The sequence below is a fragment of the Deinococcus sp. genome (genome assembly GCF_018260405.1).
Classification (GTDB): Bacteria; Deinococcota; Deinococci; order Deinococcales; family Deinococcaceae; genus Deinococcus.
In genome coordinates this window covers 1-26,264 of record NZ_JAGLBG010000033.1, presented here as the reverse complement: position 1 = coordinate 26,264, position 26,264 = coordinate 1, and the positions used below count along the sequence as shown (strand labels likewise).

The 26,264-nt window shown below is 63.8% G+C and carries 25 protein-coding genes and 2 pseudogenes; 19 read left to right on the top strand and 8 right to left on the bottom strand.

What is annotated here, in order from left to right; genetic code table 11:
• From QZ269_RS06160 to QZ269_RS06110, 11 genes and pseudogenes are all read left to right on the top strand, one after another.
• Positions 1-526: pseudogene (locus tag QZ269_RS06160) on the top strand (hypothetical protein); the annotation flags it as partial.
• Between the two features lie 154 nt (positions 527-680).
• A pseudogene (locus tag QZ269_RS06155) lies at positions 681-950 on the top strand (transposase); the annotation flags it as partial.
• Positions 951-1,137: 187 nt separating this feature from the next.
• Positions 1,138-2,061, top strand: coding sequence for an NAD(P)-dependent oxidoreductase (locus tag QZ269_RS06150; protein WP_291425417.1), 924 nt, complete (start codon positions 1,138-1,140; stop codon positions 2,059-2,061).
• Between the two features lie 64 nt (positions 2,062-2,125).
• Positions 2,126-3,007 carry an NAD(P)-dependent oxidoreductase gene (locus QZ269_RS06145; protein ID WP_291425416.1) on the top strand — a complete coding sequence of 294 codons (882 nt, stop codon included), beginning with the start codon at positions 2,126-2,128 and terminating at the stop codon, positions 3,005-3,007.
• A complete protein-coding gene (locus QZ269_RS06140; RefSeq protein WP_291425414.1) occupies positions 3,004-3,873 on the top strand; it encodes a DegV family protein in 870 nt (289 codons plus the stop codon). Before QZ269_RS06145 ends, QZ269_RS06140 begins: the two co-directional genes overlap by 4 nt.
• An 84-nt stretch (positions 3,874-3,957) precedes the next feature.
• Positions 3,958-4,953 (top strand): porphobilinogen synthase, encoded by a 996-nt coding sequence (gene hemB / locus QZ269_RS06135; protein WP_291425412.1) that lies wholly within the window; start codon positions 3,958-3,960, stop codon positions 4,951-4,953.
• Positions 4,950-5,492 carry a cyclin-dependent kinase inhibitor 3 family protein gene (locus tag QZ269_RS06130; RefSeq protein ID WP_291425409.1) on the top strand — a complete coding sequence of 181 codons (543 nt, stop codon included), beginning with the start codon at positions 4,950-4,952 and terminating at the stop codon, positions 5,490-5,492. The genes hemB and QZ269_RS06130 overlap by 4 nt, the downstream gene beginning before the upstream one ends.
• Positions 5,489-5,833, top strand: a complete 345-nt coding sequence (locus tag QZ269_RS06125; RefSeq protein WP_291425407.1) for an antibiotic biosynthesis monooxygenase — start codon at positions 5,489-5,491, stop codon at positions 5,831-5,833. The genes QZ269_RS06130 and QZ269_RS06125 overlap by 4 nt, the downstream gene beginning before the upstream one ends.
• A 7-nt stretch (positions 5,834-5,840) precedes the next feature.
• Entirely contained in the window at positions 5,841-6,338 is a 498-nt protein-coding gene (locus tag QZ269_RS06120) for a hypothetical protein (RefSeq protein ID WP_291425405.1), read from the top strand.
• Between the two features lie 162 nt (positions 6,339-6,500).
• On the top strand, positions 6,501-7,280 hold the full coding sequence (locus QZ269_RS06115) for an ABC transporter ATP-binding protein (protein ID WP_291425404.1): 780 nt from the start codon (positions 6,501-6,503) through the stop codon (positions 7,278-7,280).
• On the top strand, positions 7,277-9,001 hold the full coding sequence (locus QZ269_RS06110; protein ID WP_291425402.1) for a hypothetical protein: 1,725 nt from the start codon (positions 7,277-7,279) through the stop codon (positions 8,999-9,001). Before QZ269_RS06115 ends, QZ269_RS06110 begins: the two co-directional genes overlap by 4 nt.
• A 50-nt stretch (positions 9,002-9,051) precedes the next feature.
• On the opposite strand, the gene QZ269_RS06105 is transcribed toward QZ269_RS06110, so the two are convergent.
• Positions 9,052-9,381 carry a hypothetical protein gene (locus QZ269_RS06105; RefSeq protein WP_291425400.1) on the bottom strand — a complete coding sequence of 110 codons (330 nt, stop codon included), beginning with the start codon at positions 9,379-9,381 and terminating at the stop codon, positions 9,052-9,054.
• A gap of 70 nt (positions 9,382-9,451) precedes the next feature.
• Here QZ269_RS06105 and QZ269_RS06100 point away from each other — a divergent pair, with 70 nt between their 5' ends.
• Positions 9,452-10,168 carry an ABC transporter ATP-binding protein gene (locus QZ269_RS06100; protein WP_291425398.1) on the top strand — a complete coding sequence of 239 codons (717 nt, stop codon included), beginning with the start codon at positions 9,452-9,454 and terminating at the stop codon, positions 10,166-10,168.
• 89 nt (positions 10,169-10,257) lie between these two features.
• Here QZ269_RS06100 and QZ269_RS06095 read toward each other — a convergent pair whose 3' ends face one another.
• Entirely contained in the window at positions 10,258-10,659 is a 402-nt protein-coding gene (locus QZ269_RS06095) for a hypothetical protein (protein ID WP_291425395.1), read from the bottom strand.
• 204 nt (positions 10,660-10,863) lie between these two features.
• Here QZ269_RS06095 and ispG point away from each other — a divergent pair, with 204 nt between their 5' ends.
• Positions 10,864-12,087, top strand: a complete 1,224-nt coding sequence (gene ispG, locus QZ269_RS06090; protein WP_291425393.1) for a flavodoxin-dependent (E)-4-hydroxy-3-methylbut-2-enyl-diphosphate synthase — start codon at positions 10,864-10,866, stop codon at positions 12,085-12,087.
• A 138-nt stretch (positions 12,088-12,225) separates the two neighbouring features.
• Entirely contained in the window at positions 12,226-12,630 is a 405-nt protein-coding gene (locus QZ269_RS06085) for a DUF4259 domain-containing protein (RefSeq protein WP_291425391.1), read from the top strand.
• Positions 12,631-13,000: 370 nt separating this feature from the next.
• On the opposite strand, the gene QZ269_RS06080 is transcribed toward QZ269_RS06085, so the two are convergent.
• Both QZ269_RS06080 and QZ269_RS06075 read right to left on the bottom strand, forming a co-directional pair.
• On the bottom strand, positions 13,001-14,488 hold the full coding sequence (locus QZ269_RS06080) for a CHASE2 domain-containing protein (protein ID WP_291425389.1): 1,488 nt from the start codon (positions 14,486-14,488) through the stop codon (positions 13,001-13,003).
• Entirely contained in the window at positions 14,472-16,076 is a 1,605-nt protein-coding gene (locus QZ269_RS06075) for a FecR family protein (RefSeq protein ID WP_291425386.1), read from the bottom strand. Before QZ269_RS06075 ends, QZ269_RS06080 begins: the two co-directional genes overlap by 17 nt.
• A gap of 116 nt (positions 16,077-16,192) precedes the next feature.
• Here QZ269_RS06075 and QZ269_RS06070 point away from each other — a divergent pair, with 116 nt between their 5' ends.
• From QZ269_RS06070 to QZ269_RS06055, 4 genes are all read left to right on the top strand, one after another.
• Positions 16,193-18,097: an ABC-F family ATP-binding cassette domain-containing protein gene (locus QZ269_RS06070; RefSeq protein WP_291425385.1), complete on the top strand. Its 1,905-nt coding sequence runs from the start codon at positions 16,193-16,195 to the stop codon at positions 18,095-18,097.
• Between the two features lie 469 nt (positions 18,098-18,566).
• Entirely contained in the window at positions 18,567-19,766 is a 1,200-nt protein-coding gene (locus tag QZ269_RS06065) for an ABC transporter ATP-binding protein (protein WP_291425382.1), read from the top strand.
• Between the two features lie 174 nt (positions 19,767-19,940).
• Positions 19,941-20,696, top strand: coding sequence for an ABC transporter substrate-binding protein (locus QZ269_RS06060; RefSeq protein ID WP_291425380.1), 756 nt, complete (start codon positions 19,941-19,943; stop codon positions 20,694-20,696).
• Between the two features lie 152 nt (positions 20,697-20,848).
• Positions 20,849-21,649 carry an amino acid ABC transporter permease gene (locus tag QZ269_RS06055; RefSeq protein ID WP_291425378.1) on the top strand — a complete coding sequence of 267 codons (801 nt, stop codon included), beginning with the start codon at positions 20,849-20,851 and terminating at the stop codon, positions 21,647-21,649.
• A 75-nt stretch (positions 21,650-21,724) separates the two neighbouring features.
• On the opposite strand, the gene QZ269_RS06050 is transcribed toward QZ269_RS06055, so the two are convergent.
• The 3 genes from QZ269_RS06050 to QZ269_RS06040 all read right to left on the bottom strand — a co-directional run bounded on the left by QZ269_RS06050 (position 21,725) and on the right by QZ269_RS06040 (position 24,476).
• Positions 21,725-22,966 (bottom strand): aspartate aminotransferase family protein, encoded by a 1,242-nt coding sequence (locus QZ269_RS06050; protein WP_291425376.1) that lies wholly within the window; start codon positions 22,964-22,966, stop codon positions 21,725-21,727.
• Positions 22,967-23,244: 278 nt separating this feature from the next.
• Complete coding sequence (locus tag QZ269_RS06045; protein WP_291425374.1) at positions 23,245-23,865, bottom strand: pyridoxamine 5'-phosphate oxidase family protein; 621 nt, start codon at positions 23,863-23,865, stop codon at positions 23,245-23,247.
• Complete coding sequence (locus QZ269_RS06040) at positions 23,862-24,476, bottom strand: DJ-1/PfpI family protein (protein WP_291425372.1); 615 nt, start codon at positions 24,474-24,476, stop codon at positions 23,862-23,864. Before QZ269_RS06040 ends, QZ269_RS06045 begins: the two co-directional genes overlap by 4 nt.
• A gap of 21 nt (positions 24,477-24,497) precedes the next feature.
• On the opposite strand from QZ269_RS06040, the gene QZ269_RS06035 reads away from it, so the two are divergent.
• Positions 24,498-25,955 (top strand): PLP-dependent aminotransferase family protein, encoded by a 1,458-nt coding sequence (locus tag QZ269_RS06035; RefSeq protein ID WP_291425370.1) that lies wholly within the window; start codon positions 24,498-24,500, stop codon positions 25,953-25,955.
• Positions 25,956-26,024: 69 nt separating this feature from the next.
• On the opposite strand, the gene QZ269_RS06030 is transcribed toward QZ269_RS06035, so the two are convergent.
• Positions 26,025-26,264 (bottom strand): hypothetical protein (locus QZ269_RS06030; protein ID WP_291425368.1); only part of this gene is annotated, 240 nt, incomplete at its 5' end.

Sequence of the window (26,264 nt, the reverse complement as noted above, 5' to 3'; positions counted from 1 at the left end):
CACCAACGTAACCGACCCCACTTGCTTTTTGGTCAAAAAGGTTCCGGACTACTGCATGATCTATCAAGCCGTATTGAGACAGGCGTTCTCAAGCTGGGGTGATGCGAGCATCACCCTGGCACTGGACACGACGCGTCTTTTTCAACGTTGGTGCCTGATTTGTGTGTCCCTGACGTATCGTGGACGGGCTTTACCCCTGGCTTGTCAACTACTGGAACACCCGAGTTCCATGGTAAGTATGAAAGACATTCACCCCGTGCTGGCCAGTGTCAACAGCTTTCTGAGCCATCCGCCTGAAGTGGAGGAGGTGTATTTCAGGGCAGATCGCGGCTTCACGGATCAGAAACTCATGCCTCTCGTCTCGGCATACGGATGGAAATGGGCCATTCGTGGCAAAGACCAAGTATTGGTGTACGACGCTCAGGGCAAAGCCCTGGGCAAGGTCAGAGAGCAGGTCAGTCAGCATGGACAGCAGGTATTTCTGAACGACGTATACATTACTGCGGGGCAACTACTCAGCATGTAAATTGGGCAATCAGATAGTAAATCGCAGCAAGTTTATAGTCGGTGTACTGGCGGTGCGATGTTTTGGACATATTCTTAGCCCGGATTTCGACAGAAACCTACCTAGAGGCTGGTTTTCGCCGTGTTCATCGTGCTGAGTAGTTACCGTTGTCGTAGACAACGAAAAAATTTATAGAGCGAAAATGGTCACGGATTTTATGGCCAATCAGGAACGGCTCGGTATCACCTACCTCCCACCTTATAGTCCTGAACTGAATCCGGTTGAACGCGTCTGGGTCTATGTCGAGCGTCATCAACTTGCCAATTTCCGTCCTGGGACAATGGAGGAACTCCAGGCGTACTTAAGCAAGGTCTGGCCGAAAATTCCCTACCGTCAGTCACCCGCCAAAGTTCTCGGGCTTGACCTTGAGGCGAGATCAACTTAGAGCAGTTCTCCGAATTATGGGGACGTCGGAAAAACACCGCCGCCCCCTTCATTCTACGTTCTGCTCTTTCTTGTTCACTCGTTCCACTTTGCGAAAAGATGGTAAAAAGACCACCATCTTTTCGCAAAGTGCTTTAGCTCGGTATCAATAGTGTCCTGCCCCCTTTGCCACGCGGCATACTGAGTGTATGAGAGTCCTTGTGCCCGATCTGCCCGAATTTCGCGCCCTCAGTCAGCCCGGAGAGGGGCAGGTGCCCGGCGCAGAACTGGATTTTTATTCGCGTGGGCAGGTTCCGGTGGGCGAGGCGCAGGGCGTGGTGCTGTGGCTGGCGAACGCCGAAACCCGTGAGCGGTTGTTGGCTGTGTCGGGGCTGAAGTGGCTGCTGACCCTGACTGCCGGAATCGACCACGTGCAGGGCCACTTGCCGCCGGGCGTCACGCTGTTCAATGCCAACCAGCTGCACGATCAGGCGGTGGCTGAACATGTGGTTGCCGGAATGCTAGGTGTCGGGCGCGGCTTTTACCGCTTCCGCGACGCGCAGGCTCACCATGAGTGGGCTTCGCCTCGCCTGCCGTCCGAGTCGGGTCTGCGTTCCCTACGTGGGCAAAAAGTAGTCATCTGGGGCTACGGACACATCGGCAGGCTCGTCGAGCAGTTGCTGGTCCCTTTTGGCCCGGTGATCTACGGCCTGCGCTCGAAGACCGAGCCCGATCTGGCCCAGCACCGCCTGGCCGAGGCGGACTGGGTCATTTTGCTGCTTCCCAGCACCGACCAGACGCGCGGTATCGTCAACGCCGAACTGCTCGGCGGGCTAAAAAAGGGCGTGTGGCTTAGCAATCAAGGACGCGGCGACCTGATTGTCAAGGCGGACCTGATCGCGGCTCTGGAATCTGGGCGGGTCGGCGGCGCAGTGCTAGACGTGACCAGCCCTGAACCGCTCCCGGCCAGCGATCCGCTGTGGTCATACGAAAACGTCATCATCACACCGCATATCGCCAGCACCACCACCGATCTGGTGCAGCGCGGCGCCCGCCTGACGCGGGATTTTCTGCTTGACCTGATTCAGGGGCGTGAACCCGAGGGCAAAGTCAGCGCCGACCGGAGCTACTGAAATTATTGAACTGGGTTCAGTTCGCCCACTCCGGGGGCCGCCGTGAACTAGCCTGGGCCTCAGCATGATCACCACTGCATTTCTCGGTTTAGGGGCGATGGGTTTCCCGATGGCGGCGCACCTGGCAAGGGCGGCGGTTCCCGGTGACCGCACGTTGGTCTGGAACCGCACTTTCTCGAAGGCGCAGGCGCACGCTGCTCAGTACGGCACCCAGGCGGCGTCGCTGGAAGAAGTCGCGCAGGCCGATTTTATCTTCAGCTGCCTGCCCACCAGTGCCGAGGTTGATGAACTGATTGCTCGGCTACGCGCCCATCTGAAAAGCGGGGCCTGGTGGATCGACTGCACCAGCGGTCACCCCGCCGCCGCGCCGCGTCAGGCCACTGAACTTGCCGCGCTGGGCGTGCGCTTTATCGATGCGCCGGTTAGCGGAGGGGTCGCCGGAGCCGGGGAGGGCCGCCTGACCGTCATGCTGGGCGGCCCCGAAGCGGACGTGGCGGCGGTGCTTCCCCGGCTGGCCTTTGCGGGCAAGGCGGTGCGGGTCGGCGACACGGGCGCGGGCTTCGCGGTCAAGGCCATGAATAACGCGCTGCTGGCCGCGACGCTCTGGGCCACCGGCGAGAGTCTGGCGGTGCTGGCCCGTAGCGGCGTCGAGCTGGGCGCGGCCCTGGAGGTCATCAATGCCAGCAGTGGACGCAGCAATGCCAGTGAAAACCTGATCGCGCAGCGCGTGCTGACGCGGCAGTTTCCGCCGACCTTCGCGCTGGGGCTGCTCGCCAAGGACGCCGGAATTGCGCTGGATATGGTGCAGGCCGTAGGGGGCAGCGCCCCGCTGCTGGCGCAGACTGCCGGACTGGTGCGTGGGGCGGCCCACCTGATCGGGGCCAAGCAGGATCACACTGCGGCCCTCAAACTGATCGAACAGATGAATGGAGTGGAACTGAAATGACCTACCAGTTTGGAGTCGCCACCGACGGCGGATTAGACGCTTACCCTACCCTCAGAAACGACGTTCCGGTCGCCCCTTTCTCTCTGAATTTCGGAAACAAGACCTACCGCACGCAGGATTTGACCCGTGAAGAGCTGTACCGGGAGCTGGAGACCAATCCCACGCACCCAACCAGCAGTCAGCCCAGCCCGCAGGAGTGGCTCGAAGCCTTCCGCAGGGCCGAGGCCGTCTCGGGCAGCAAGAATGTCCTGGCCGTGACTATCAGCTCGGGCCTCAGCGGCAGCCGAAACGCCGCCGAGCAGGCCGCTTCGATGGCCCCCGACCTCAGGGTGACCATTCACAACTCGATGACCCTCAGCGGGGCGCAGGCGTTTCAGGTGCACGCCGCCCAGACCGCCAGCGAGAACGGCGAGACGCTCCAGACCGCCCTGAACTGGATGAAGACCATCTCCGGCGAAACTGAACTGTACTTCACCATCGAAACGCTGGAATACCTGCGCCGGGGTGGCCGTATCGGGCGGGTGGCCGCCACGCTGGGCGGGCTGCTGAACCTTAAACCGGTCATTACAGTAGACAAGTCGAGCGGCACGTACATCAACGTGGGGCGGGCGCGCAGTTACAGCGGCGGCATCGAGGCCGTGCTTAAGCAGGTCGACCGTCAATTCGGCCAGAACGCGCCGCTGCGGGCGGGGCTGCTCTACGGCAGTGTCAAGGAAGACACCGACCTGGCCCGCACACTGCTGGAAGCGCAGCACCCGTTGCTCTGGAGCGGTGAAGCGGGGGTCAATCCAGTGCTGAACGTGCATACCGGGCCGCGCACGGTGGGCGTGGCGGCGGCCCCTGGCCCCTGGCCCTGGGAGCGCTGAAATCTGGCTGCGCTCGGGCTGGGGACGGCGTTCACCCCGCACCGTTTGACAGTTTCTTACAGTGGCCCCTGCTAGCCTGGGGCCATGACTGTTTTACCCACTGTTCGCCCGCGCCGCCTGCGCCGCACGGCCCCGCTACGGGCCATGACCCGCGAAGTGCGCCTGCACCCGCAGCAGTTTATCCACCCCATTTTTGTGCATGAGGGCGCTGAAGACCAGCCTATTCACTCGATGCCCGGCGTGTCGCGCCATACCGTTGCCAGCGCGGTGGCGGCGGCGCGCGAAGCCTGGAGCCTGGGGATTTTGTCGGTCATCTTGTTCGGGATTCCTGAACACAAAGACGAGGTCGGCACTGGCGCTTATGCCGAAGACGGCATCGTGCAGCAGGCCACTCGCGCCATCAAAGCCGCGTTGCCGAACCTGACCGTTATTACCGACACCTGCCTGTGCGAGTACACCAGTCACGGGCACTGCGGCCACCTGTGCGAGGTCGCCGGACAGTGGACGGTGGATAACGACCCCACCCTGGAACTGCTGGCCAAAACGGCGGTGTCCCAGGCGCAGGCCGGGGCCGATATCGTGGCTCCGAGCGCCATGATGGATGGCCAAATCGCAGCGATTCGCGCCGCGCTGGACGCTGCCGCCTTCACGCACGTTCCGGTTATGAGCTACGCCGTGAAGTACGCCAGTGCCTACTACGGCCCCTTCCGCGACGCGGCGGGCAGCGCCCCCAGCAAGGGAGACCGCGCCAGCTACCAGATGGACCCTGCGGGCGGCTACCGGGAGGCGCTGCGTGAGGCCCGGATAGACGTGGCCGAGGGCGCTGACTTCCTGATGGTCAAGCCCGCGCTGGCTTACCTGGACGTTGTCAAGCTGCTGCGTGAGCACTTTGATCTGCCGCTGATCACGTATAACGTCAGTGGCGAGTATGCGCTGGTCAAGGCCGCTGCCATCGCCGGATACATAGACGAACGCCGCACGGTCCTTGAAACCCTGGGCGGCATGGTGCGGGCTGGGGCCGACGCGATCATCACTTACCACGCCATCGACGCGGCCCGCTGGCTGGCGGAGGAGCGGTGAGTTCGCCCATTCGCGTGGACTGGGTGGGCACCGCGCTGTGGCCCGGACGCCTGGGTCTGACCTTTGCGCCGGGCAAGAAGGGCGCGAGTATGCTGCAACGCGGCGTCGTGCACGACCGCGACATGGCCGGGGACTTCGTGACCCTGGCCCGCGAGGGCGTGCAGGTGATTGCCCCGCTGATCGAGAAACACGAATACGAGCTGCTGGGTATGGTGGGCTACCCCGAGGAAGCCGGGCGACAGGGCATCGCGGTCGTTCCATGCCCGATTCCGGATGGGCACGCGCCGGGCGACCCGGCCCAGTTCTGTGCCTTCATCGACGAACTCATGAACGCGCTGCTGGGCGGCCAAAGCGTGGTCATCCACTGCCGGGGCGGACTGGGCCGGGCGGGATTGACGGCGGCTTGCCTGCTGGTTCAGGCTGGTCTGGAGCCAGGCGCCGCGATTGCCCTGGTGCGCCAGACTCGCCCTGGCGCGGTGGAAACCGCCGAACAAGAAGCCTTTGTTCATCACTTTGCCCAACAGGGAGAACCCACATGATTACCGTCGCCAACCGCATCTATGTCAAGCCTGAGTTCCAGGAACAGTTTGCCCAGCGCTTTATTGAGCGGCCCGCCCTGGTCGACCATATGCCCGGCTTCATCGCCAACCACGTGCTGCGGCCCACCAAGGAAGGCGAGCCGTTCGTAGTGCTGACCTTCTGGGAAGGCCAGGACGCGCTGAACAACTGGATTCGTTCCGACGAATTCAAGCAGGGCCACGCCCGCAGCGGCAGCCTGCCCCACGAGGTGTTCAGTGGCCCCAATGTGCTGGAAATTCACGAGGTTGTGAGTTCCTCGCCCAGCAGTTCATCCGGAACCCAGTCGGCAGGTTTACAGTAACTGCACTATGAAACGCCCCCTTTTGCTGCTCGGTACCTTGCTCGGCGCCTCGGCCCTGCTCGCTTCCTGTGCCCCCAGTGTCACTGGCCCGGTACAGGGGCGTATTGTCAACAGCAAAACAGGGCAAGAGGGCGTCGCCGCTTTCGTGCGTGGCACGCTGCAACCGCGCCTGAACGGGGCCTACGCCGCCGACAATGTCACCTTGCAGATCGGCGAGCAGGTCTACACGGGCCGCACGGTGCTGATCGGCTCGGGCGTCGTCGAGACTCCGGTGACCTGGGGCGTGGGCCTGGGCTTCGGCAGCTGGAGACACCCTGGGTTGGGCTGGGGTGGCCGCTACGACACCTTTAACCGTGCCACGCCGATCTACAGCGGCAACCTGATCGCCCGCACCGCAGGCCCCGCCCCCAAAACCCTGACCTGTCAGCTGACGGTAGACGCTTTCGAGCGCGGCGTGGGCAACTGCGTGGGAAGCGACGGCACCACCTATGCGCTGCAATTCTGACCTGGCTTGTCAGGTGGGTTATCTAAGGCACGCTCTAACCTTTTTTATGGTCGGCGGTTGGCCCCAGCACGGATGGCCCGGACACGGATCGTCATTTCCGGGGGGGCAGCAACGGGGGCCTGTCATATCCCCGAGACAGGCCTGCGGCTAGGCTGTGGCCCGATGATCGAGGTTTTGCACTACACCAAGCGCTACGGCACCCACGAGGCGGTTGGCGACCTCAGTTTCACGGTCACGCCCGGCCAGATCTTCGGGCTGCTGGGCAGCAACGGCGCGGGCAAAACCACCACCATCCGCGCCCTGGTGGGCCTGACCCGCCCCACGGCTGGTACGGTGCGGGTACAGGGGTTCGACGTCTGGCAGCAGCCCATGCAGGCCAAGGCAACCTTCGGGTATATTCCCGACCGCCCTTACCTGTACGGCAAACTGACCGCCCGGGAGCTGCTGCGCTTTGTCGCTCAGTTGTACCGGGTGCCGAATGCCGAGGCCGAAATTGACCGCTGGCTAGAGTTTTTTCGCCTGACTGACTTCGGCAATGAACTGATCGAGACTTTTTCACATGGGATGCGCCAGAAGGTCGTCATCATCTCGGCGCTGCTGCCCGACTCGCCGGTGCTGATCGTCGATGAACCGATGGTGGGCCTTGACCCGCACGCGGCGCGGCAGGTACGCGAACTGTTCCGGGGCTACGCCGACAAGGGCCGGACAGTGCTGCTGACCACCCACAGCCTGCCGCTGGCCGAGGCCGTCTGTGACCGCCTGGTGGTGCTTGACCGGGGCCGGGTGCTGGGGCAGGGCAGCATGGACGAACTGCGTGCCCAGACCGGCACAGCCGAGGGTGGGGTTCACGGCGACAGCCTAGAGCGCATCTTCTTCCGGCTGATCGAGGAAGAACAGGCCGAGGAAGCCGCCCGGCGTGAGCAGAACGCGGGGCAGGGTTGAGCAGCGGGCCACACCCCACCCCGGCCAGCGACCTGCCCGGCCAGCGGCCCAGAAACCAGACCGGCCAGCGGCCCAGTCTGCTGCGCCTGAAGTGGCTTTCGCTGGGGCATTCCTTCAGGCGTGCGCCTAAGTGGGGCTATTTGCTGGTCGGGGGGCTGGCCCTGCTGCTGGTGTGGGGCGAAATCTACGGCACCTGGAAGGCGCTGCACTTTCTGGGCAGTTTTGGCGACATCGGTACGAACGTCTTCGGGCGGGTGCTGGAAATCGGTCTGATTACCCTGTCAAGCGGCGTGACCTTCAGCGCCACGACGGCGGCTATTCAGACCCTTTACCTCAGTGAAGACCTCAACTTTTTACTGACCCAGCCGCTGCCCACGCGGCAGGTGTTTGGCCTCAAGGTTTTCGAGACGTTCCTGAACACGGCGCTGGTGCCCACCTTCCTTATGCTGCCGCTGCTGCTGACCGTGGCGGTCTATTTCGCTGCGCCCTGGTGGGCTTATCTGGTGATCGTGGGGGCCGCGCTGCTGACCTTTGCCGCGCCGGTGGGCCTGGGAGCGCTGCTGGCCGTGGGGCTGATGCGGGTGGCTCCGGTGGGCCGCGTGCGCGAGGTGAGTACCGCGCTGGGCGTGCTCATCAGCGCCGCGCTGGTGTACGTGATCCGGGCAGTGCGGCCCGAGGTGCTGATCCAGAAGATGAACGACCCGGCCAAGTTCGAGGAACTGCTGCGCAACTTTGCCAGTCCAAGCAGCCCGTTGTTGCCGCCGTCGTGGGCCTCGCAGGGCATCTGGCGGGCGGCGCACGGGCAACTGGCGCCTTCGCTGTTGCCGCTGCTGCTGCTAACGGCTCTCCTCCTGGGCGGCGCGACCTGGCTGGCGACCCGCGCCTATCAAGAAGGCTGGGCACGGGCGCTAGACAGCAGCACGCCCAGGCTGGACCCCACGCCACGCCGCGCCTCTGCTACCGAGCTCTGGTTTGCCGACCTGGGGCCAGCGGGCAGCCTCGCCTACAAGGACTTGCGCCTGACCCTGCGCGACCCGACCCAGTGGAGTCAGTTGCTTATTGTCGTGGCGCTGGCGGGCGTATATCTGGTCAGTGTGCGGGCGGTACCTATCCCGGTGCCGCAGTTCCGGGGCATCTTGGGGTACATCCAGCTGGCTTTTCAGGGCTTTATCGTGTCGGGGGTCGCCACGCGGCTGGCTTTTCCCGCCGTCAGCACCGAGGCCAGGGCCTACTGGCTGCTGCGAACTGGCCCGATTAGCCCGCGTCAGATCGTGCTGAGCAAATACCTGAGCGTGCTGCCGGTCACGCTGGTGCTGGGCATGGTGCTGGGCGTGGTCAGCGCCCACAGCATGGCGCTGGGGCCGACGCTGGTGCTGCTTAGCATTCTGGTCAGCCTGAGTAGCGCCTTCGTGATTCCTGCGCTGGGTGTGGGCCTGGGAGCCGCCGCGCCCAGATTCGACGCCGACAACCCCAGCGAAATCGGCGTCAGTCCGGGCGGCCTGGCCTTCATGGGCCTGAGCCTGCTGTACTCGGTGCTGAGCCTGCTGCTGCTGGCTAAACCGGCCACGGCCAGCGTGCTGCGTCCCGAACTGTTTCCTGGCTACAGCGCCCTGAGCACCCCCGAAGGTGTGCTGGGACTGCTGGGCCTGCTGCTGGTAACGGTGCTGGGCGTGTGGCTCAGCCTGCGTCTGGGCTGGACCCGGCTGGACGCGCTGGACTGACCCTATTGAAGTGGCCCTATTGGACTAGCGCTGTTGAAGTAGCGCCGCGCTCAGTCGTCGGCCAGTTCGAGTTCGATCCTGGCCTGACAGTGCGGGCAATCGACCAGGCTGACCGTCACGCCGTCGCTGCTTTCAATGACGGGCGCGGCGGCCAGCATGTCTTCGGTGACTTCAAACTCCTCGTCGCAGTTGGGGCAGATGGTCAAGATCCCCAGCAGTTCCAGCTCGAATTCTTCGCCTTCGCCGTTGCGGGTGACTTCCATTTCCGCGCTGCACGAGTCGCACACGATTACGTCCCCGACTTGCAGCCCGTCGCGGTCTTGCTCGGTTAGTTCCAGCACCTCGCCGCAGACGGGGCAGTCGATTTCCAGGGTTGCCATTCGCAAATTCTAGAGCATGGCGCAGCACAGAACGCCCCCGAGAATCTGTCTGCGGCACAAATGCTCTAGGATGCGCCCCGTGTCTGTTGCCCCGCCCCTACCTGCTGATGTTCCGCCCGCGCTGGAAGCCTGCGATATCCGGCACGGCTTTGCCGGAACCGAGGTGCTACACGGGGTTAGTCTGGCGGTGCGGCGCGGCGAAGTCGTGGCGGTTACGGGGCCGTCGGGCAGCGGAAAAAGTACGCTGCTGCATCTGCTCGGCGGCCTCGACCTGCCCCAGCACGGCGAAATCTGGTGGGACGGCGTGCGGGCCGATACCCTCGACACCCAGGCCCGGGCCACGCGCCGGGCTGGGCGGCTGGGGCTGGTGTTTCAGCACCATTACCTGCTTGAAGACCTGAGCGTCATGCAAAACGTGCGGGTGCCGGGCATGCTCAGCGGCCAGGCCGACCAGGGATGGGCGCTGGCCCTGCTGGAACGGGTCGGTCTGGCTGGGCGTGCTGGCGATCTGCCCGGCGTGCTGAGTGGCGGCGAGCGGCAGCGGGTAGCGGTGGCCCGCGCCCTGGCCTGTGCGCCTGCTGTGGTGCTGGCCGATGAACCGACTGGCAGCTTAGACCGCGTCAACGCCGAGACAGTGGCGTCGCTGCTGGTTGCCCTGGCCCGTGAACAGGGCGCCGGGGTGCTGCTGGTCACGCACGACGACCACCTGGCGGCTTACGCCGACCGCACGTTGCACCTGCTAGACGGGCACATTCAGGATCAGGCCAGGTTCACCGCGCCGCTTTGAGCCTTGGCTTTCTCAGAGAAGGGGCCGTGAGAGCAAAGGGGGGCGTTATGTGCCTTGTCTCAGGCCACCATGAGTGGTACTGAATAGTCTCAGCGTTCGTGCAGCTGGCGGATTTCCTTAACGACGTTCAGCAGATAGTCGAACACCAGTGAGGCGGCTTCGGCGCGGTCCTTGACGGGTTTAGGTTCGGCGTTGCGGTTGGTCGGGCTGACCATGAACACGTTTTTCTTCGGCTCGACGTGCCCGGCTACGGTCAGCTGCACTTCCTGCACGTTGCAGCCGTCTGGAAAGGTCAGCTGGTAGGTGTTCATGGTGTTCTCTCCCACGCGTGTCCATGCGCCCGTGGCGCTTAGGCCGCCGCCGCCTTCCTCGACCTGTTCACGCACCGCCGTCATGACATCCTCGACAAAGGCCTGATCGTTACGTTCGCGCTCTTCTTGCCGCAGTTGTGCGTTGCGTGAGAAGGCCACCACTTCACTGAAATTCACCATGTGGTGACTGTAGCGTGGCTACGCGGTAGGCAACTCCGCTTGGGGCGACGCTGCCACTAGCACCGGGGCAGTCCTCTGCGCTCCTGCTCGCCCTGTGGCGTAGCTGTAGGGGGCCGTATGCGGGTCTCGCCGCCCCCGCCGCTGAGGGCCGGATATTGAGAGCTGGCCTGCCATGTTTGGGGCGGCGGCGCGTAAACTTTGGGCATGACCACCCGCCGCCAAACCGTCACCGTCAACGTGGGGGGCGTGCCCGTCGGGTCGGCGCACCCCATCGTAGTGCAGAGCATGACCAATACCGACACCGCCAACGCCGAGGCCACCGCCATTCAGGTCGCGCAGCTGGCCCGCGCTGGGTCCGAACTGGTGCGCGTGACGGTCAATACCCGCGAAGCCGCCGTCGCTCTCCCCGAAATCGTGGCGCGGCTGGCCGAGGTCGGGCTAAATGTTCCTATCATTGGTGACTTTCATTACAACGGGCACCTGCTGCTGCGCGAGTTTCCGGAGGCGGCGCGGCTGCTGGCCAAGTACCGCATTAACCCCGGTAACGTCGGGGCCGGGCAGCATCACGACGAGAATTTTGCCACCATGATCGAGGTTGCCAAAGAGTTCGGTAAACCCGTGCGCATCGGCGTGAACTGGGGCAGTCTGGATCAGCAGGTGCTGGCCCGCCTGATGGACGAGAACGCGGCGGCGGGTCATCCCAAATCGCCCACCGACGTGACCATTGACGCCATGATCGTATCGGCGCTGGAATCGGCCCGCTTTGCCGAGGAATTGGGGCTGGCCCACGACAAAATCCTGATTTCCGTGAAGGTCAGCAGTGCGCCCGAGCTGTGGCAGGTCTACCGCCAGCTGGCGCCCCTGTGCGATTACCCGCTGCACCTGGGCCTGACCGAGGCGGGCATGGGCATGAAGGGCATCGTGGCAAGCAGTGTGGCCCTCGCGCCGCTGCTTACCGAGGGTATCGGCGACACCATCCGCGTAAGCCTGACGCCCGAGCCAGGGGCCTCGCGCAAGCTGGAAGTAGAGGTGGCCCAGCAGATTCTGCAAAGCCTGGGCCTGCGCCAGTTTTTGCCGCAGGTGACCAGCTGCCCCGGCTGCGGGCGCACCACGTCTCAGTTTTTTCAGGAGCTGGCGCAGAAGATTCAGGACTATATCCGCGATACCATGCCCGACTGGAAAGCCAACTATCCTGGCGTGGAGGACATGCAGGTCGCGGTGATGGGCTGCGTCGTCAACGGCCCCGGCGAGAGCAAGCACGCCAACATCGGCATTAGTCTGCCCGGCACCGGCGAAGACCCCCGCGCCCCGGTGTATCAAGACGGCCAACTGCTGACCACGCTCAAGGGGCCGCGCATCGCCGAGGAGTTTCAGGAATTGCTGGAAAAGTACGTGGAGGGGCGCTACGGGCAGCAAAAGGAAAGTTGACCGAAGGTGTTCAGGCTCGCTGCTGCGTCCCCGAACAGGCCCACACCGCGCCCGGCACAGGCGCAGGCCCACACCGCAAGTGACTGGTGATCCTGGCGAGATAGAGACATGGGCAAGGGTAATCCTTATGCTGGAACCATGAAGATTTGGGACACTGGCCCCTTTGACAACGACGCTGCTAAAGACTTTGTAGAGGAGGTTATGCAAGACGGCGACTATGCACTGGGCGAGGCTTTCGACGTGGTGCTGGACGCCGATATGGACTTTATCGAGGCCGAGGAGGGCTGCCGGGTGGTCGCCGCCGCCGAGATCCTGAGCGCTGTGCTGGCGGGCGACACCTCGCGCATCACCGACGCCGGGCTGCGCGTGTGGGTGCAGCAGGCCGACCCGCAGGCTGTTGAACCCTTGCGAACGTCGGCCCGCAATGCCCTGCAACGGGTGCTTGGCCCCGGCAGCGAACTGCCCGACCTGTGGGATGAACCCGGGGACGCTACGGCCTGGAGCGCCGGAGTTCAGCAACTGCGCCAGCGGTTCCCGGCGTAGCTGAAAAGCTTTTCAGAGCAGTGCTTCAAATGGCGCGCACGTCGGCGTAGATAGCGTCGTTCGCTCCATTCCCTGCTGCGCAGCTTGACAGGTTCGTCCTGCTCTCTCTTCACTCGCTGTCTTGGGCACAGCGGCGCCCATGAAGGGGTCTAGCCGCACCCGGATGAGTTCTGCCTGTCTACTCAGCATGAAGATGATCAAAAGCGCCTCATCTTTATGCAAAATGCTCTAAGTACAACCAAGTGACCGTGTAGGGATGACCAAACCACCAGGCTATCCCTACACTCACACTGGCCCTACACTCACACTGGGCCGCACCTTTTCCCATACTCGCTCTGCTCGGTTTGTCTTTACGCAAACTTGGTTGTCCTTAACTACCCTGCTGCTCGCACTCCCGCTCGTATTTCAGGCGGTAGCGCTGGCGGCTGGCCGCTTCTAGCAGGTCGCCGGGAGTCAGGATACTGGGCGCGGTGGTGGCGCTTCCCAGGTTGACGTGCAGGGAAATGTCGGCGTACCGGAAGTCGGCACAAGCCTGCTGGTACGTTTCGGTCAGGGCCGTGATGTCCTGGGTCTGGCCCGTGGGTACGACCACCGCGAATTCTTCCGGTCCCCAGCGGTAGGTGACGTCTTTGCGCCCGGCCGCCCGCTCCAGGCGCTGGGCCAGTTCGCGCAGCGCCCTTTCGCCCTCCAGCCGTCCGTACTGCTCATTGACGCGCCGCAGTTCGTTGATGTCGGCGACCAGCACGGTAATAGGCTGGCTTTCGCGGGCGGGCCAGCGTTTTTCGAGGGTGCGGCTCAGCGCCAGGCGGTTGCCGACGCTGGTCAGGGGGTCGCGCAGGCTCAGTCTGCGGGCCAGCCACCACTGCTCGAAGGTCACCAGGGCGCTGCTCAGGATGGCGGCCAGCGAGAGGGTCACGCCCGGAATCACCAGCTGGAAATGCCAACCCACGACGCAGAGCATCAGCACAGCTGCGGCGATGACAAACCCCCAGTAACCGCGCATGGTGACCACGGCCCCCCCGATCAGCACGCACAGGCAGGCCGTCAGCCACAGGGGAAAGCGCTGAAAAGGCGGCGTGAGCAGCGCCGAGACCGCCCGCGCCTGGAGCAGTATGCCGGACACCGAGCGGCCATCTATGTCCGGCAGCAGGATGTTGCCCAGCCCGCTGGCCGTTTCCCCAATCAGCACGGCGCGGTTCTGAAAATCGCCGAAGCGGATATTGCCATTGACCACGTCGCGGAAAGAAACCGTTTTTTGCAGCATCTGTTCCGCTGGAACGTACCCGATTAGGTGCGGGGTGGTGTCGGCTCGCAGCGGTTGCCCGGCTCCTCTGGCAACCTGGGCCGCGAAGCTGGGCAGCAGTGTGCCCGAGTTACCAGCGGCGTAGGCGGTTTGTACCTCACTGACGCCCTGAGCCCTGGGGGCATTGAGCACCCCGACTCCGCCCGGCGAAGTGGGGCGGTGCCCGGCAAAATAGTCTTCTGGGGTCAGGGAGCGCACCAGATTCGGCTGGTTCAGGGCGGTTCGCAGGGCGTGGTCAGCCGGGGCGGGGTCGCTTAGCAAGACGTCCAGGCCGATCACCCTGGCCCCGGCCTCGTTCAGGTTGTGCAGCGCCTGGGCATACAAGGCGCGCGGCCACTGCTCCAGGCGGCCATAATCCCGCAGGCTGGCGTCGTCAATGCCGACCACCACGATGCGCGGGTCAAGCGCTGACGGAAAGGCTCGGTTCAGCGCGTTGTCCAGTCGGGGGTTGTCCGGGATGCCCACGGCCAGGGCCAGCCCCAGCAGGGCCGCCAGCGGTAGGGTGTACTGCTGAAGCGACCCTGTGCGGCCTGCGGTTTCAGGGAAGATGGACATGGGTGACGTTTCCGGCGCTATCGGCCAGGGTAAGGTCGCTTGCAGCGGGGTGCGGCGGCGCGGGCAGAATCACACGGAACTGGCCTCTGACCTGCCGCGCAGCTCGCAGCTCACCGTTGCTGATCAGCAGTTGCATGGGTCGGTTGCCAGGGGCAGAGTCGCTCGCTTCCCCGCTGACCTGCATCACCCGGCCCCTGAAGGTGACCTTGACCCCACCGAGCTGCGGCGGCGTGCGGTCTATAACGATGGGCCAGCTCCAGTGCTGCTGCTGGCCGAAGCGCAGGGCGGTCAGTTCCAGGGTGTAGGGGCCATCAGGAAGTTGGGCCGATTGCAGTTCAAATTTGCCGGTGGCCGGGTCGCCCGTGGCCGCCATTTGAACCCGGACGGCCCCTGTTCCCTGGGGCACGGCCTGAACCGAGATGACCGTGTCCGGACGCGCTTCCACGCTCAGCACCGGGGTCTGTGACTGGCGCAGTGGCCCTTTGAACCGTAGGTGCTGCGGTAGTGCCCGCTGGGCATCGAGGGCGCTATTGAAGCGGTCCAGATCGTCGAGTTGTAAGGCGGCTTTGGGCTGTCCCTGCTGCTTTTGCTCTCCGCTACTGATGTTGGCCCCGTCGTCGCTGGGCAGCTCCACCTGGCCTTCTATGACCTTGACCAGACCCGTGGCGTCTACACGAAAGCGTGTGCCGCGCACCGCCGTGCTGACCACCGGGGTATTCAGGCGGTAGCCGCCCTGCCCCTTTTGCACCACGTTCCAGACATGGCCGCGCAGCAGTTGCAGGGTCACCTCGCGCCCCTGGGAGGTCTTTTCGACGGCCATCACTCTCAGTTCGCTCTCTTCAGTCAGGCGCAGGTAGCCACCGCCCGTAAATCCCAGTTCGGCCCAGGCTCCGGCGCGGGTTCTCAGGCTCTGGTTCTCGCCCAGCGAGTCACCGATCTGCGCGGGCTGTGGCCCCGTATTCGGGGACAGAACCTCGACCTGACCGCGCAGGGCCTGCACCGTCGCGTCGCCTGCACCGGTAAACTGCGCCGCGTACCAGGGGTCAGTTTCACTGAAAGGACTGACCTGCGCTTTTTTGAAATCGAACTGCTGTCCAGCGGCGACCAGCACCGTTTTGGCTCCGGACGCCACGCGCACCGTGCCACTCATGACCCCGAGGCGTGCCGAGAGCGGCGAGATGTCCACACGGGCACGCCCGGTAGCAGACAGTTGCAGGTGTGAGCCACTGGTATAGGCGGGAACGGCCCCTTCCAGATAAAAGCGTCCCTCCTGAAAGTCCGTTTCGCCCGAGTAGACCCGCAATCTGGAGGCGCTGCCCACCACCACCCGCCCAGCCGGGCCGCCCAGGGTCACGCGCCCGGTTCCGGTACGTAAGCCCTGAAGAAGCTGAGGGGTGCCCTGCACCGGCTGCCAGATTCCGCCGCCGTCCTGCATTTCGCTGAGTCCGTCGGCCTGCTGCACCTTCAGGGTGCCCGATGAAACGATACTTTGGGCCTCTGAAGCCTGTGGCAACAGAGCCGCGCCCACAAGCAGAAAGCAGGAGAAGAAGAAAGCGGAAGCAGGAGAAGAAGAAAAAATACGGCTCACTGTTCGCAGTGTAGCGGATAGCGCCTGAGCAGCACTTGACCTGGGCCTGCCTGATGGGCCTGCGTGCAAGCCCCGAACATTTTTTCGGTCTCTAAAGTTTCCGTATACTGGCGGGTGTGCTAGTTGCCGTTCAGGACGCGATCAAGGATTATGGGCCAGTTTCGGTGCTCACAGACGTCACTTTTGCCGTTCAGCCGGGCGACCGGGTGGGCGTGGTGGGGCGCAACGGCGCGGGCAAAAGCACGCTGATGAAGCTGCTGACCGGCGAGATTGTGCCCGACGGTGGCGTGGTCAAACGCGGGCCGGGCGTGCGGGTCCGCAACCTGCGGCAGGATCCGGTCTTTCCGGAAGGCGCGACCATCGACAGCGTGCTCGAAGCCGCCTTCGAGGATCTCGACGCATTGGAGGCCGAACTGGGCCGCGCCGCCCAGGCCATGAGCAGCGGCACCCCCGACAGTGTGCTGCACCACGAGGAACTTCTCGAGCAGTACCAGCGGCGGGGGGGCTTCGAGCGACGCAGCCGTAAGGAACAGGTGGTGCTGGCCTTCGGGTTCCGGGGCCGCGAAAGCGACGCGGTGACGGGGCTGTCGGGCGGCGAACGCACCCGGCTGGGGCTGGCCGCGCTGCTGGTCGAAAACCCCGACGTGCTGCTGCTCGACGAGCCAACCAACCACCTTGACATCGTGATGGTCGAGTGGCTTGAAGGCTTTCTGGGACGCTATCCCGGCGCGGTGCTGGTCATTTCGCACGACCGCGCCTTTCTGGATCACGTGACCAATGAAACGGCCTACATGCGCGGGGGCACCCTGAAGGTCTATCCCGGTAACTACACCAAGTTCCGCGAACTGCTGGAAGTCGAGCAAGAGCAGCAGGCGGCCCGCTTCGCCGTCGAGAGCAAACAGATCGCCAGTTTGCAGGCCAGCGCCGACCGCATGAAAATCTGGGGCCTGGGCATGAGCAAACTTGCCCGCCGCGCCGCCGCCATGCAAAACCGCGTCAGCCGAATGCAGGCCAGGGCCACCGCCGCGCCGCTCGCCGCCGAGCGCACCACTCGCATCGTGTTTCACGCGCCGGGCAGCGGTGACGTGGTGCTCGACGCCCGCCACATCACCCGCCGGATGCCGACCAAAGACGGTGGCGTGCGAACCCTGTTCGAGGACGTGAATGTGCAGCTGCGCCGGGGCGAGCGTGTGGCGATCATCGGGCGCAACGGGGCAGGGAAGACCACGCTGCTCCGCGCCCTGCTGGGCCTCGACCCCAGCGACGACCCGCGTGGCAAGGTGCTGACCGGGGCCAGGGTCACGGTGGGCTACTATGATCAGGCCCTGCGCGGCGTGCAGCCGGATCAGACCCTCTATGACGTGGCCCGCGAGTACGTGCACAAGGACGCCGATGCCCACGACCTGCTGGGTACCTTTATGTTTCCGTATTTGCAGCACGACAAGCCCGCCCGCATCCTGTCAGGCGGCGAAAAGGCGCGGCTGGCCCTGCTTAAGCTGGCGCAAGAAGACCACAACCTGCTTATTCTCGACGAGCCGACCAACCACCTTGACATGGAGATGGTCGAGGCTCTGGAAGAGGCCCTCAGCGAGTTTGACGGTACCCTGATGATGGTCAGCCACGACCGCGCCTTTATCGAGGGGCTGGCCGACCGCATCTGGCTGATCGAGGACGGGCAGTTTTACGAGTATCCCGGCTGGGAGGACTACAAGGCCAAGCACCGCACCCTGGCCGAGCTGGCCGCCGAGGCTGCTGCCCTGGTCAAGCCCACGGCCAAAGCCGCGCCTTCCCCCAAAGGCAAGGGCCTGTGGCACCTCAAGCGCGAGGTCGAGGCCATCGAAGCCGAGATTGCCCGCCTGGAAGCCGAACTGGAAACCGCGCAGGCGGCCCTGGCAAGCGCTGGCCCTGACGCCGATTTTGCCGCGCTGGGGCAGCAGGCCCACGACCTTGAAACGGCGCTAATGGCCAAAATGGACGAGTGGAGCGGCAAATCGGCGGAAGTCGAGGCGCGGGGCGGCTGATACAGATTTCCGCTAAATTCTGGTGCAGGTGGGGTCGTCCCGGCGGGACTGCCATACCGCGAAACCCGCAGTTTCCTTCTCGCCTGCGCTTGGATTGAATCTGGTCATTGCAGAGTTAGCAGTTCTCCGAATTATGGGCACGTCGGAACACCGCCGCCGCCCCCTTCATTCTACGTCCTTCCCTTTCTTCTTTATTCGTTCCAATCGGCCAAAAGATGGTGCTCTTTTGCCCATCATTCGGAGAACTGCTCTAATCGGCAGTCCGGATAAGGGCGACTTTTCCGCGCCGCTCCAGCACGCTGCCATCGAAGCGCTTCCATGGCGTTCCTGGCAGTGTTACACTTCAGCAGCGTCCGCATGGCCACAGTGTAAGCATTGAGTCTTCTCGCGCACCCCGATTGCCCGATTTTGTTCGCGCAGTTCGAACACCGTTCACGGGTAAGAGATGGGGAAAAGGTAGGCAACTAACATGGCAGATGTCATTCTGGAACACGTTTACAAGCGCTACGGCCCCAAAGCCGTCGTCGTCAAGGACTTTAACCTTCACATTGCGGACCGCGAATTCATGGTGTTCGTTGGGCCTTCGGGCTGCGGTAAGTCCACTACCCTGCGCATGATCGCGGGCCTGGAAGACATCAGCGACGGTATCGTGAAAATCGGTGGCCGCGTGGTAAACGACGTGCCGCCCAAGGACCGCGACATCGCCATGGTCTTCCAGAACTACGCGCTGTACCCGCATATGAACGTGTACGACAACATGGCATTCGGCCTGAAGCTGCGCAAGATGCCCAAAGAAGAAATCGACCGCCGTGTGCGCGACGCCGCCAAAATCCTGCAAATGGAGCACCTGCTTCAGCGCAAGCCCAAGGAACTCTCGGGCGGTCAGCGTCAGCGCGTGGCGATGGGCCGCGCCATCGTGCGCGAACCCAAGGTGTTCCTGATGGACGAGCCGCTGTCTAACCTCGACGCCAAGCTGCGCGTCGAGATGCGCTCGCAGATCAGTCAGTTGCACCGCCGCCTTGGGGCCACCATCGTGTACGTAACCCACGATCAGGTCGAAGCGATGACGCTGGGCAACCGCATCGTGGTGCTCCGCGACGGCATCATCATGCAGTGCGACACCCCCATGAACCTGTACGATTTCCCGGCGACCAAGTTCGTGGCCGGGTTTATCGGCAGCCCCAGCATGAATTTCATGACCGCCAAGGTGCAGGGCGGCGAGTTCGTCCTGGGTGAAAACCGCATTGCTCCGATGGGCAAGCTGGGCCAGAGCCTCAGGGCCTATGAGGGTCAGGAGGTGCTAATGGGAATTCGCCCCGAGCATATCGGCGTGCCTGGTCTGACTGATATTCCTGACGGGGTCAATCACATGCGCGGCACCATTGTGGTCGTCGAGCCGCTGGGCGCACAGACCGACCTGATCGTGGAAGTGGCCGGGCAGTCGCTAACAGTCAAGGTTGACGGCCAGGCGCTGGTCAGCCCCGGCGACAGCATCGATCTGGTCGTGAACCAGACCCGCCTGCACGCCTTCGACATCAGCACCGAGCAGGCCATCGATCGTGGCACCCCGACGGGCACCCGTGGTCAGGCCGACACCCTTGGTCTGGGCTACGAGTACCCCGGCCAGGCCCAGCAGACGGCCATGCCCGCCACCGCTCAGTCCGTCTGAGGCCGTCACGGCTCCGGCGCAACGCATCGCAGTCCGTATTAACCTTTCAATTGACCCGCTTTTTCGGAAGCGGGTTTTCCCTTGATTAGCAGATCCGGCGTTAAACTGTGCCATTGCCTGGTGGCCGCTTCACAGTGGTGGCTCCTGCCCTAAACACCAGCATCAGGAGTAAATATGCACAAAACAGTACTGACCGTATCGGCCCTTCTCCTTCTGGCCAGCAGCGCACAGGCCCGCACCTGGGACGAGATCAAGAAGTCGGGCACGCTTAAAATGGCCACCGAGGGTGCGTTCAGGCCGTTCAACTACCTTGAGGGCAACAAGCTCACGGGCTTTGAAGTTGACCTTGGCAATGCGCTTGCCAAGCAGATGGGGGTCAAGGCGCAGTGGGTCACGCAGCCGTTCGACAACCTGCTGATCGGGCTGGGCCAAGACCGCTACGATCTGGTGATTGCCAGCCACGGCATTACGCCTGAGCGGGCCAAAGCGGTGGATTTCAGTACCCCCCACTACTGCACGGGCGGCGCGATTGTCAGTCGGCCCGGTGGCCCTAAGTCGGCAGCCGACCTCAAGGGCAAAAGCGTGGCGGTGCAGGTCGGTACATCTTACTTGCAAAACGTGAATAAGGTGCCCGGCGTGGGCAGCGTCAAGACCTTTCCCAACGACGCGGCGGCGCAGGGCGCACTGATGGCAAGCCGGGTTGATGCCTGGGTTAGTGACCGTTTTACCGGCCTCGACGCGGTCAAGGCGCAAAAGGGCAAACTGGTGCAGGGCGATCTGCTGTTCAGCGAAAAGAACGGTATGGCCGTCAAGAAGGGCAACAGCACTCTGCTGAGGGAAGTCAATGCCGACCTCGCCAAGGTTCAGTCCAGCGGGACCTACGCCAAGCTGAGCAACCAGTACTTCGGGCAGGATATTCGCTGCAAGTAAAGTTGGACTGATTAAAAATGTCCGGAGGGGGCAGGCCGCATAACCCCTGTCCGGTTTTTTGAAGTAGCGACAAATCGAGATAAGCCTTTTCTCCTCTGGAGCGCCCGGCGTCCAGTACCACTCTTTGTTCTTTATTCAGGAGGCTGTTTTTAGTGACCACCAAAGTGCCGACCGGACGGACGTCATCCCCTGTTCCGGGGTTCGGGAGTCTGATTCTGTGGCTGCTCGGGGCTGTGCTGGCCTTCGTCGCCCTGTTTTTCGTGATTACTTTTATTCTGCGCCAGATGCCCGACCCTATCGGCCCCCGCGCCTCTCTGTTCGTGCAGGGCGCACAGATGACCGTTCAGCTGACGGTGGTCGCCGGGCTGATCGGGCTGGTGGTCGGGGTGATCGCGGGGATCATGAAGACCAGTGAAAACCTGTTCGTGCGTGCGCCCGCCAGCTTTTTTATCTGGCTGATCCGGGGCACGCCGCTGCTAGTGCAGATTCTGTTCGTATACAACGCGCTGCCGCCGCTGCTACAAAGCGCCGGGATCAAACTTGAACTCAACGAATTCTGGTCGGCGGTGATCGCGCTGGCCCTCAACGTTGGGGCGTACAACGCCGAGGTCATCCGCGCCGGAATTCAGGCCATCCCGCGTGGGCAGACCGAAGCGGCCCGCAGCCTGGGCCTCAGCGGGGCGCAGACTATGCTCAGTGTCGTGCTGCCACAGGCCCTGCGCGTGGTGGTGCCGCCGCTGGTTAATAACCTCGTGGCGCTGCTCAAGGATTCCTCGCTGGCGTCCAGCATCGCCCTTCTCGAACTGACGCTCGCCGGGTCGCGGGTCAGCAGCGAGAGCTTCCAGCCGATTCCGGTGCTTACGACAGTCGCTGTGGTCTATCTGGCCCTGACCACCGTGATGACCCTGTTCACCGATCAGATGGAAAAACGCGTCAAGATCGCTACCCGCTGAACATTTATCCTCTTTCCGGGCCACGACAAAGCCCCGCCGTTCTTACTAACGGCGGGGCCTTAAGCGGGTTTCCGGTTATTCCGTCTGCGTGTCTTCCTTGGCGGCGGCCAGCTCAGCCTGACGCTCTGCACGCGGGTTGACGCTGTTCAGTACGCGCCCGAAGGCGGCGACCACCTGATCGATCTGCTCTTTAGTAATGGTGGCGGGCGGCAAAAAGCGCACGACCAGCGGCGTGGCTTGCAGCGCCAGGACGCCTTCGGTGTGTTCCAGGGCTTCGATGTAAGGCGCACTCTTTTCCTTGAGTTCCACACCGATCATCAGGCCCAGGCCGCGCACTTCACGGATTTTGTTCGACCCAATGCCGCGCAGTTTTTCCATGAAGTACTCGCCCTTTTCGCGGGCCTGCTCGGCCATCCCTTCACGCTTCATGGCGCGGATGGCGGCGATTCCGGCGGCCATGCTCAGCGGGTTGCCGCCAAAGGTGGTGCCGTGCCCGCCCGCAGGCATCTTCGCGCCCACCTCGGCGGTCATGGCAAAGGCCCCAATCGGTACGCCGCCCGCCATCGCTTTGGCAAGGGTCATGCCGTCGGGAATGACGCCGCTGTGCTCGCAGGCAAACATTTTTCCGGTACGGCAGAAGCCGGTCTGGATTTCGTCGAGGATCAGCAGCGCCCCCTTTTCCTTGGTGATGCGGCGGGCTTCTTGCAAAAACTCGGCGGTGGCGGGCCGTACGCCGCCCTCACCCTGCACGGGTTCGATAATCACAGCGGCGGTTTCGTCGGTCACGACGGCGCGGAGCTGCTCGATGTCGCCGTAAGTGACGAAATCTACGTTGCGGTTATCCACGGCGTCACCGAACGGCTCACGGTACTTGGGTTCCCAGGTAAAGGCCAGCGCACCCAGACTGCGGCCCGCGAACCCCCGCTTCATCGACACGAATTTCTGGCGGCCCGTGCCGGTAATGGCAAATTTCTTGGCCGCTTCCATCGCCTCGGTGCCCGAGTTGCACAGAAAGACTTTTTCGAGGCCCTGGGGCAGCACGCTCACTAGTTCCTGCAAAAATTCGGCCCGCTTGTCGTTGGGCACGCTCTGGGGCATCACCATCAGCTTGCCCGCCTGTTCCTGCACGGCCTTCACCACGTCGGGGTGGCTGTGGCCCAGCGTGGCGACGCCGTAGCCCACCACGCAATCGATGTACGAGCGCCCGGCATCGTCCCAGACGGTTGCGCCCTGGCCGCGCACCATCACCACTTCATGCTTGTGGTAGACGCCGCTGTCGTACTTGTTTTCGATTTCCAGCCATTTGCTTTGAGTCATGCTGCCAGTCTAGGCGGCGGCGCGGCGTGGCGTAACCCCCTGGTTAACGAATGTAGACAGTAATTTATGTTTACGGCAAATTCAGACCCGAGTGCTTTGGGCCTGCGAATTCATCAGGGCGATGCCCGCCAGCGCCATCACTAACGCCTCTGCCTTCGCGCGAGACTTTGGCGGGGTGCGCGTCCAGTACGCCGGGCCGCAAGAGCAGAGCCGAAAGCGGCGGGTCATCGCAACTACCGTCCCCCTGGGCTGCTAGGTGACCATCAGCACCTTCAGGATCACGAGGTGGGCCGCAGCCGCGCCAGTTCGGGCGCAAGGGCGGGCCACTCCTCTTCCTGGATGGCCTGGGCTGCCCAGTTTTCCTTGCCGCTCCAGTGGGCAATGTTCAGGGTGTAGACGCTGGTGCGCTTCAGGTCTTCGGCGGAAATGGGCCGGGTGTGCTGGCCTATCTTTAGGTCAGGAAACACCCGCTCCGAGAGGGTGGTCAGCGCCGCTTCCTGCTCGGCGGGGTCGGTGATGAGGTGGGCCGTGCCGAACACGATGACCGAGCGGTACTGCACCGACAGTTCCAGCGGCGAGTTGCTGGGCAGCAGCGCCCCGATTTCGGAGGCTTCAAAGGTGGCCCGCACGCCGTCAGGCGCGTGGCCTTGCCCGGTGTTGGCCCGCAGTCTTCCCACGATGTTGGTGTGGTACACGATGTCGTGCTGCTTGGCGCGGTACGCGAAGGCCAGCGGCGTGATAAAAGGAAAAGCCTCGCCGTCCTCGCCCTGCCACACGGTCGCCACCCGGCCCACGGGCACGCGCAGCAGCAGCGCCCTGATCCAGTCGTCGCCCTGGCGGTTTTTTGGGCGGCGGCTCAGGCTGGGGTCGCGCTGCCGGGGGTCGTAGAAGTCGGTCATGCGCCCACCCCCGTCCAGCGGTATTCCATCTGCTTCGCGGTGGCCCCAGCCAGTTCACGTGAGTGCAGCCGCTCGACCAGATGCAGGCACATATCGATCCCTGCGCTAATGCCGCCGGACGTGACTGGGCCGCCGTCGTCTACCCAGGACACGCCAGGCACCACCTGTAATTCTGGAAATTGCCGCGCCAGTTCGGCCTGGTCTTCCCAGTGGGTCGTGACGCGCCCCGAGAGCAGCCCCGCCTGCGCCAGCACGAAGGCTCCGGTACACACCGAGGCCACCAACCCGGCGCTACTGGCCTGTGCCCGCAGCCAGTCCAGCACGGCGGCGTTGTGTTGCAGGTCATCTATCACGCCGCCCGGCACCAGCAGCACGTCCAGCGGCGGGCACGCTTGCATGGTGGCGTCGGGCAGCACCCGGAAACCGCCCCGCGCTCCGGCAGGTGCGCTGGTCAGGCCGACCAGGACAGGGCGGAAAGGGGCTTCCTGGCCCCAGCGCCCGGCCACGCGGCTGGCGACGCTGAACACCTCGAAGGGGCCGCCCAAGTCAAGCACTTCTATGCCGTCAAAAATCAGGATGCCGATGGTCAAGGGGGGCGGTGGCTGGGTCATGCCTGCTACCCTAGCCTTACAATGGCCCGCACAGAAGTGCCACTTTTGACCAAAAAGAGCAGTCCATCCACCGACCTGCTGCCCGTAGACCTGCACCTGAACCGTCAGGGTGGGGCGCCGCTGCACACCCAACTGGCCGAACAACTGCGCCAGGGCGTGCTTTCGGGGGCGCTGCCCGCCGACCTGCGCTTGCCTGGGTCGCGCCCGCTGGCCACCAGCCTGGGCGTCACGCGGGGCGTGGTGGCTGAGGCCTACGCCGAACTGGTCGCGGAAGGCACCCTCAGTGCGGCGGTGGGCAGCGGTACGCGGGTGCCGCGCGGCGCGGTGCAGGCCGTGCAAAAGAGGGTTGGAAGTGCGCCGGGCTGGTTCGTGCCGCCCCCACCGCTGCCCATAGACCACACGGGCCGATTGCCGGGGATTCATTTCAAAACGGGGGTGACCACCAGTGCCACCCTGGATGAAAAGGCGTGGCGGCAGGCCTGGGCTTACGCAGCGCGGCAGGGTATTCGCGGGGATTACAGCGCCGTGGCGGGCGAGGACGCGCTGCGCGGGGCACTGGCAGCCTTCGTGGGGCGCTCACGGGGGCTGCTGGCGCGGCCCGAGGACGTGCTGGTCACGGCGGGCACGCTGCAAGGTCTGAACCTGGTAGAACGCCTGCTGCCCAGGGGATCGATCATTTTGCTGGAAAACCCCGGCTACCGGGCGGCGCGGCAGGTGTTTTTAGATAGCGGGCACACCGCCCTGCCCCTGCCGCTGGATGAAGACGGCCCGGTCATCTCGCCGGACTTGCCCCCGGCCCACGCCGTGTATGTCACGCCCAGCCACCAGTTTCCGCTGGGGGTACGCATGAGCCTGCCGCGCCGCCTGGCCCTGCTGGACTGGGCCGAAGCCAACGACGCCCTGATTATCGAGGACGACTACGACGGCGAATTTCGGTACGGTGCCCCGCCGCTGCCCCCGCTGGCAAGCCTGGACCGCGCGGGCCGGGTGCTGTATCTGGCTTCTCTTAGTAAAGTGCTGACGCCCTCGGTCAGAACGGGGTTTCTGATCACCTCGCCCGCGCTGATTCCGGCGCTGGTTCGCGCCCGCACGCTGCTTGACTCGGGGCACCCGGTGCCGGTGCAGCAGGCGCTCTCATTTCTGCTCAACCGTGGCGAACTTGACCGCCATATTCGCCGCACCCGCCGCTGGCATGCCCAGGTTCGTGAAGCGCTGACCCGTGAACTGGCCCCGCTGGAACCGCTGGCGACCCTGCGCGGCATCGAGGCCGGGCTGCACGTCTGCCTGCACCTCGCGCCCGGTCTGCGTGCCCGCAAGGTGCAGCGTGAGCTGGCGCAGGCGCAGGTGTACGTTTCGACCCTCGGCGAATACGGCCAGGATTTGCCCGAAGCCCTCCTGCTCGGCTACGGCGACCTGACGTTGGCCCAAGCGGTCGCCGGAGCGCAGATCATTGTGAAGGTGCTGCGGGCTTTGGCCTAGAGCATTCAGAGCATTTAAACTCACAGCTTCTCCGGGAGCGTGCCTCTATCCTGAGGGCTCAAATCACTCTCAGTTCAGTAGGCACACTAACGAAACGGTCTTGCCTCCCACCAGCCCGTTGTAGATGTACTGTTCCTGCTTGCCCTGCTGGGCGTATTCCTCAAATTCGGTGGCCTGCATATTCTGCTTCAGCGCCCTGATGTTGGCCTGCGCCTGATACTTCAGCATTGCGCTTACTCCGTTCCTGAAAACGGTCGGGGTACCGTTGGGCGCGGCGCTATACAGGGTAAATACCTCGCAGGGTTTGCC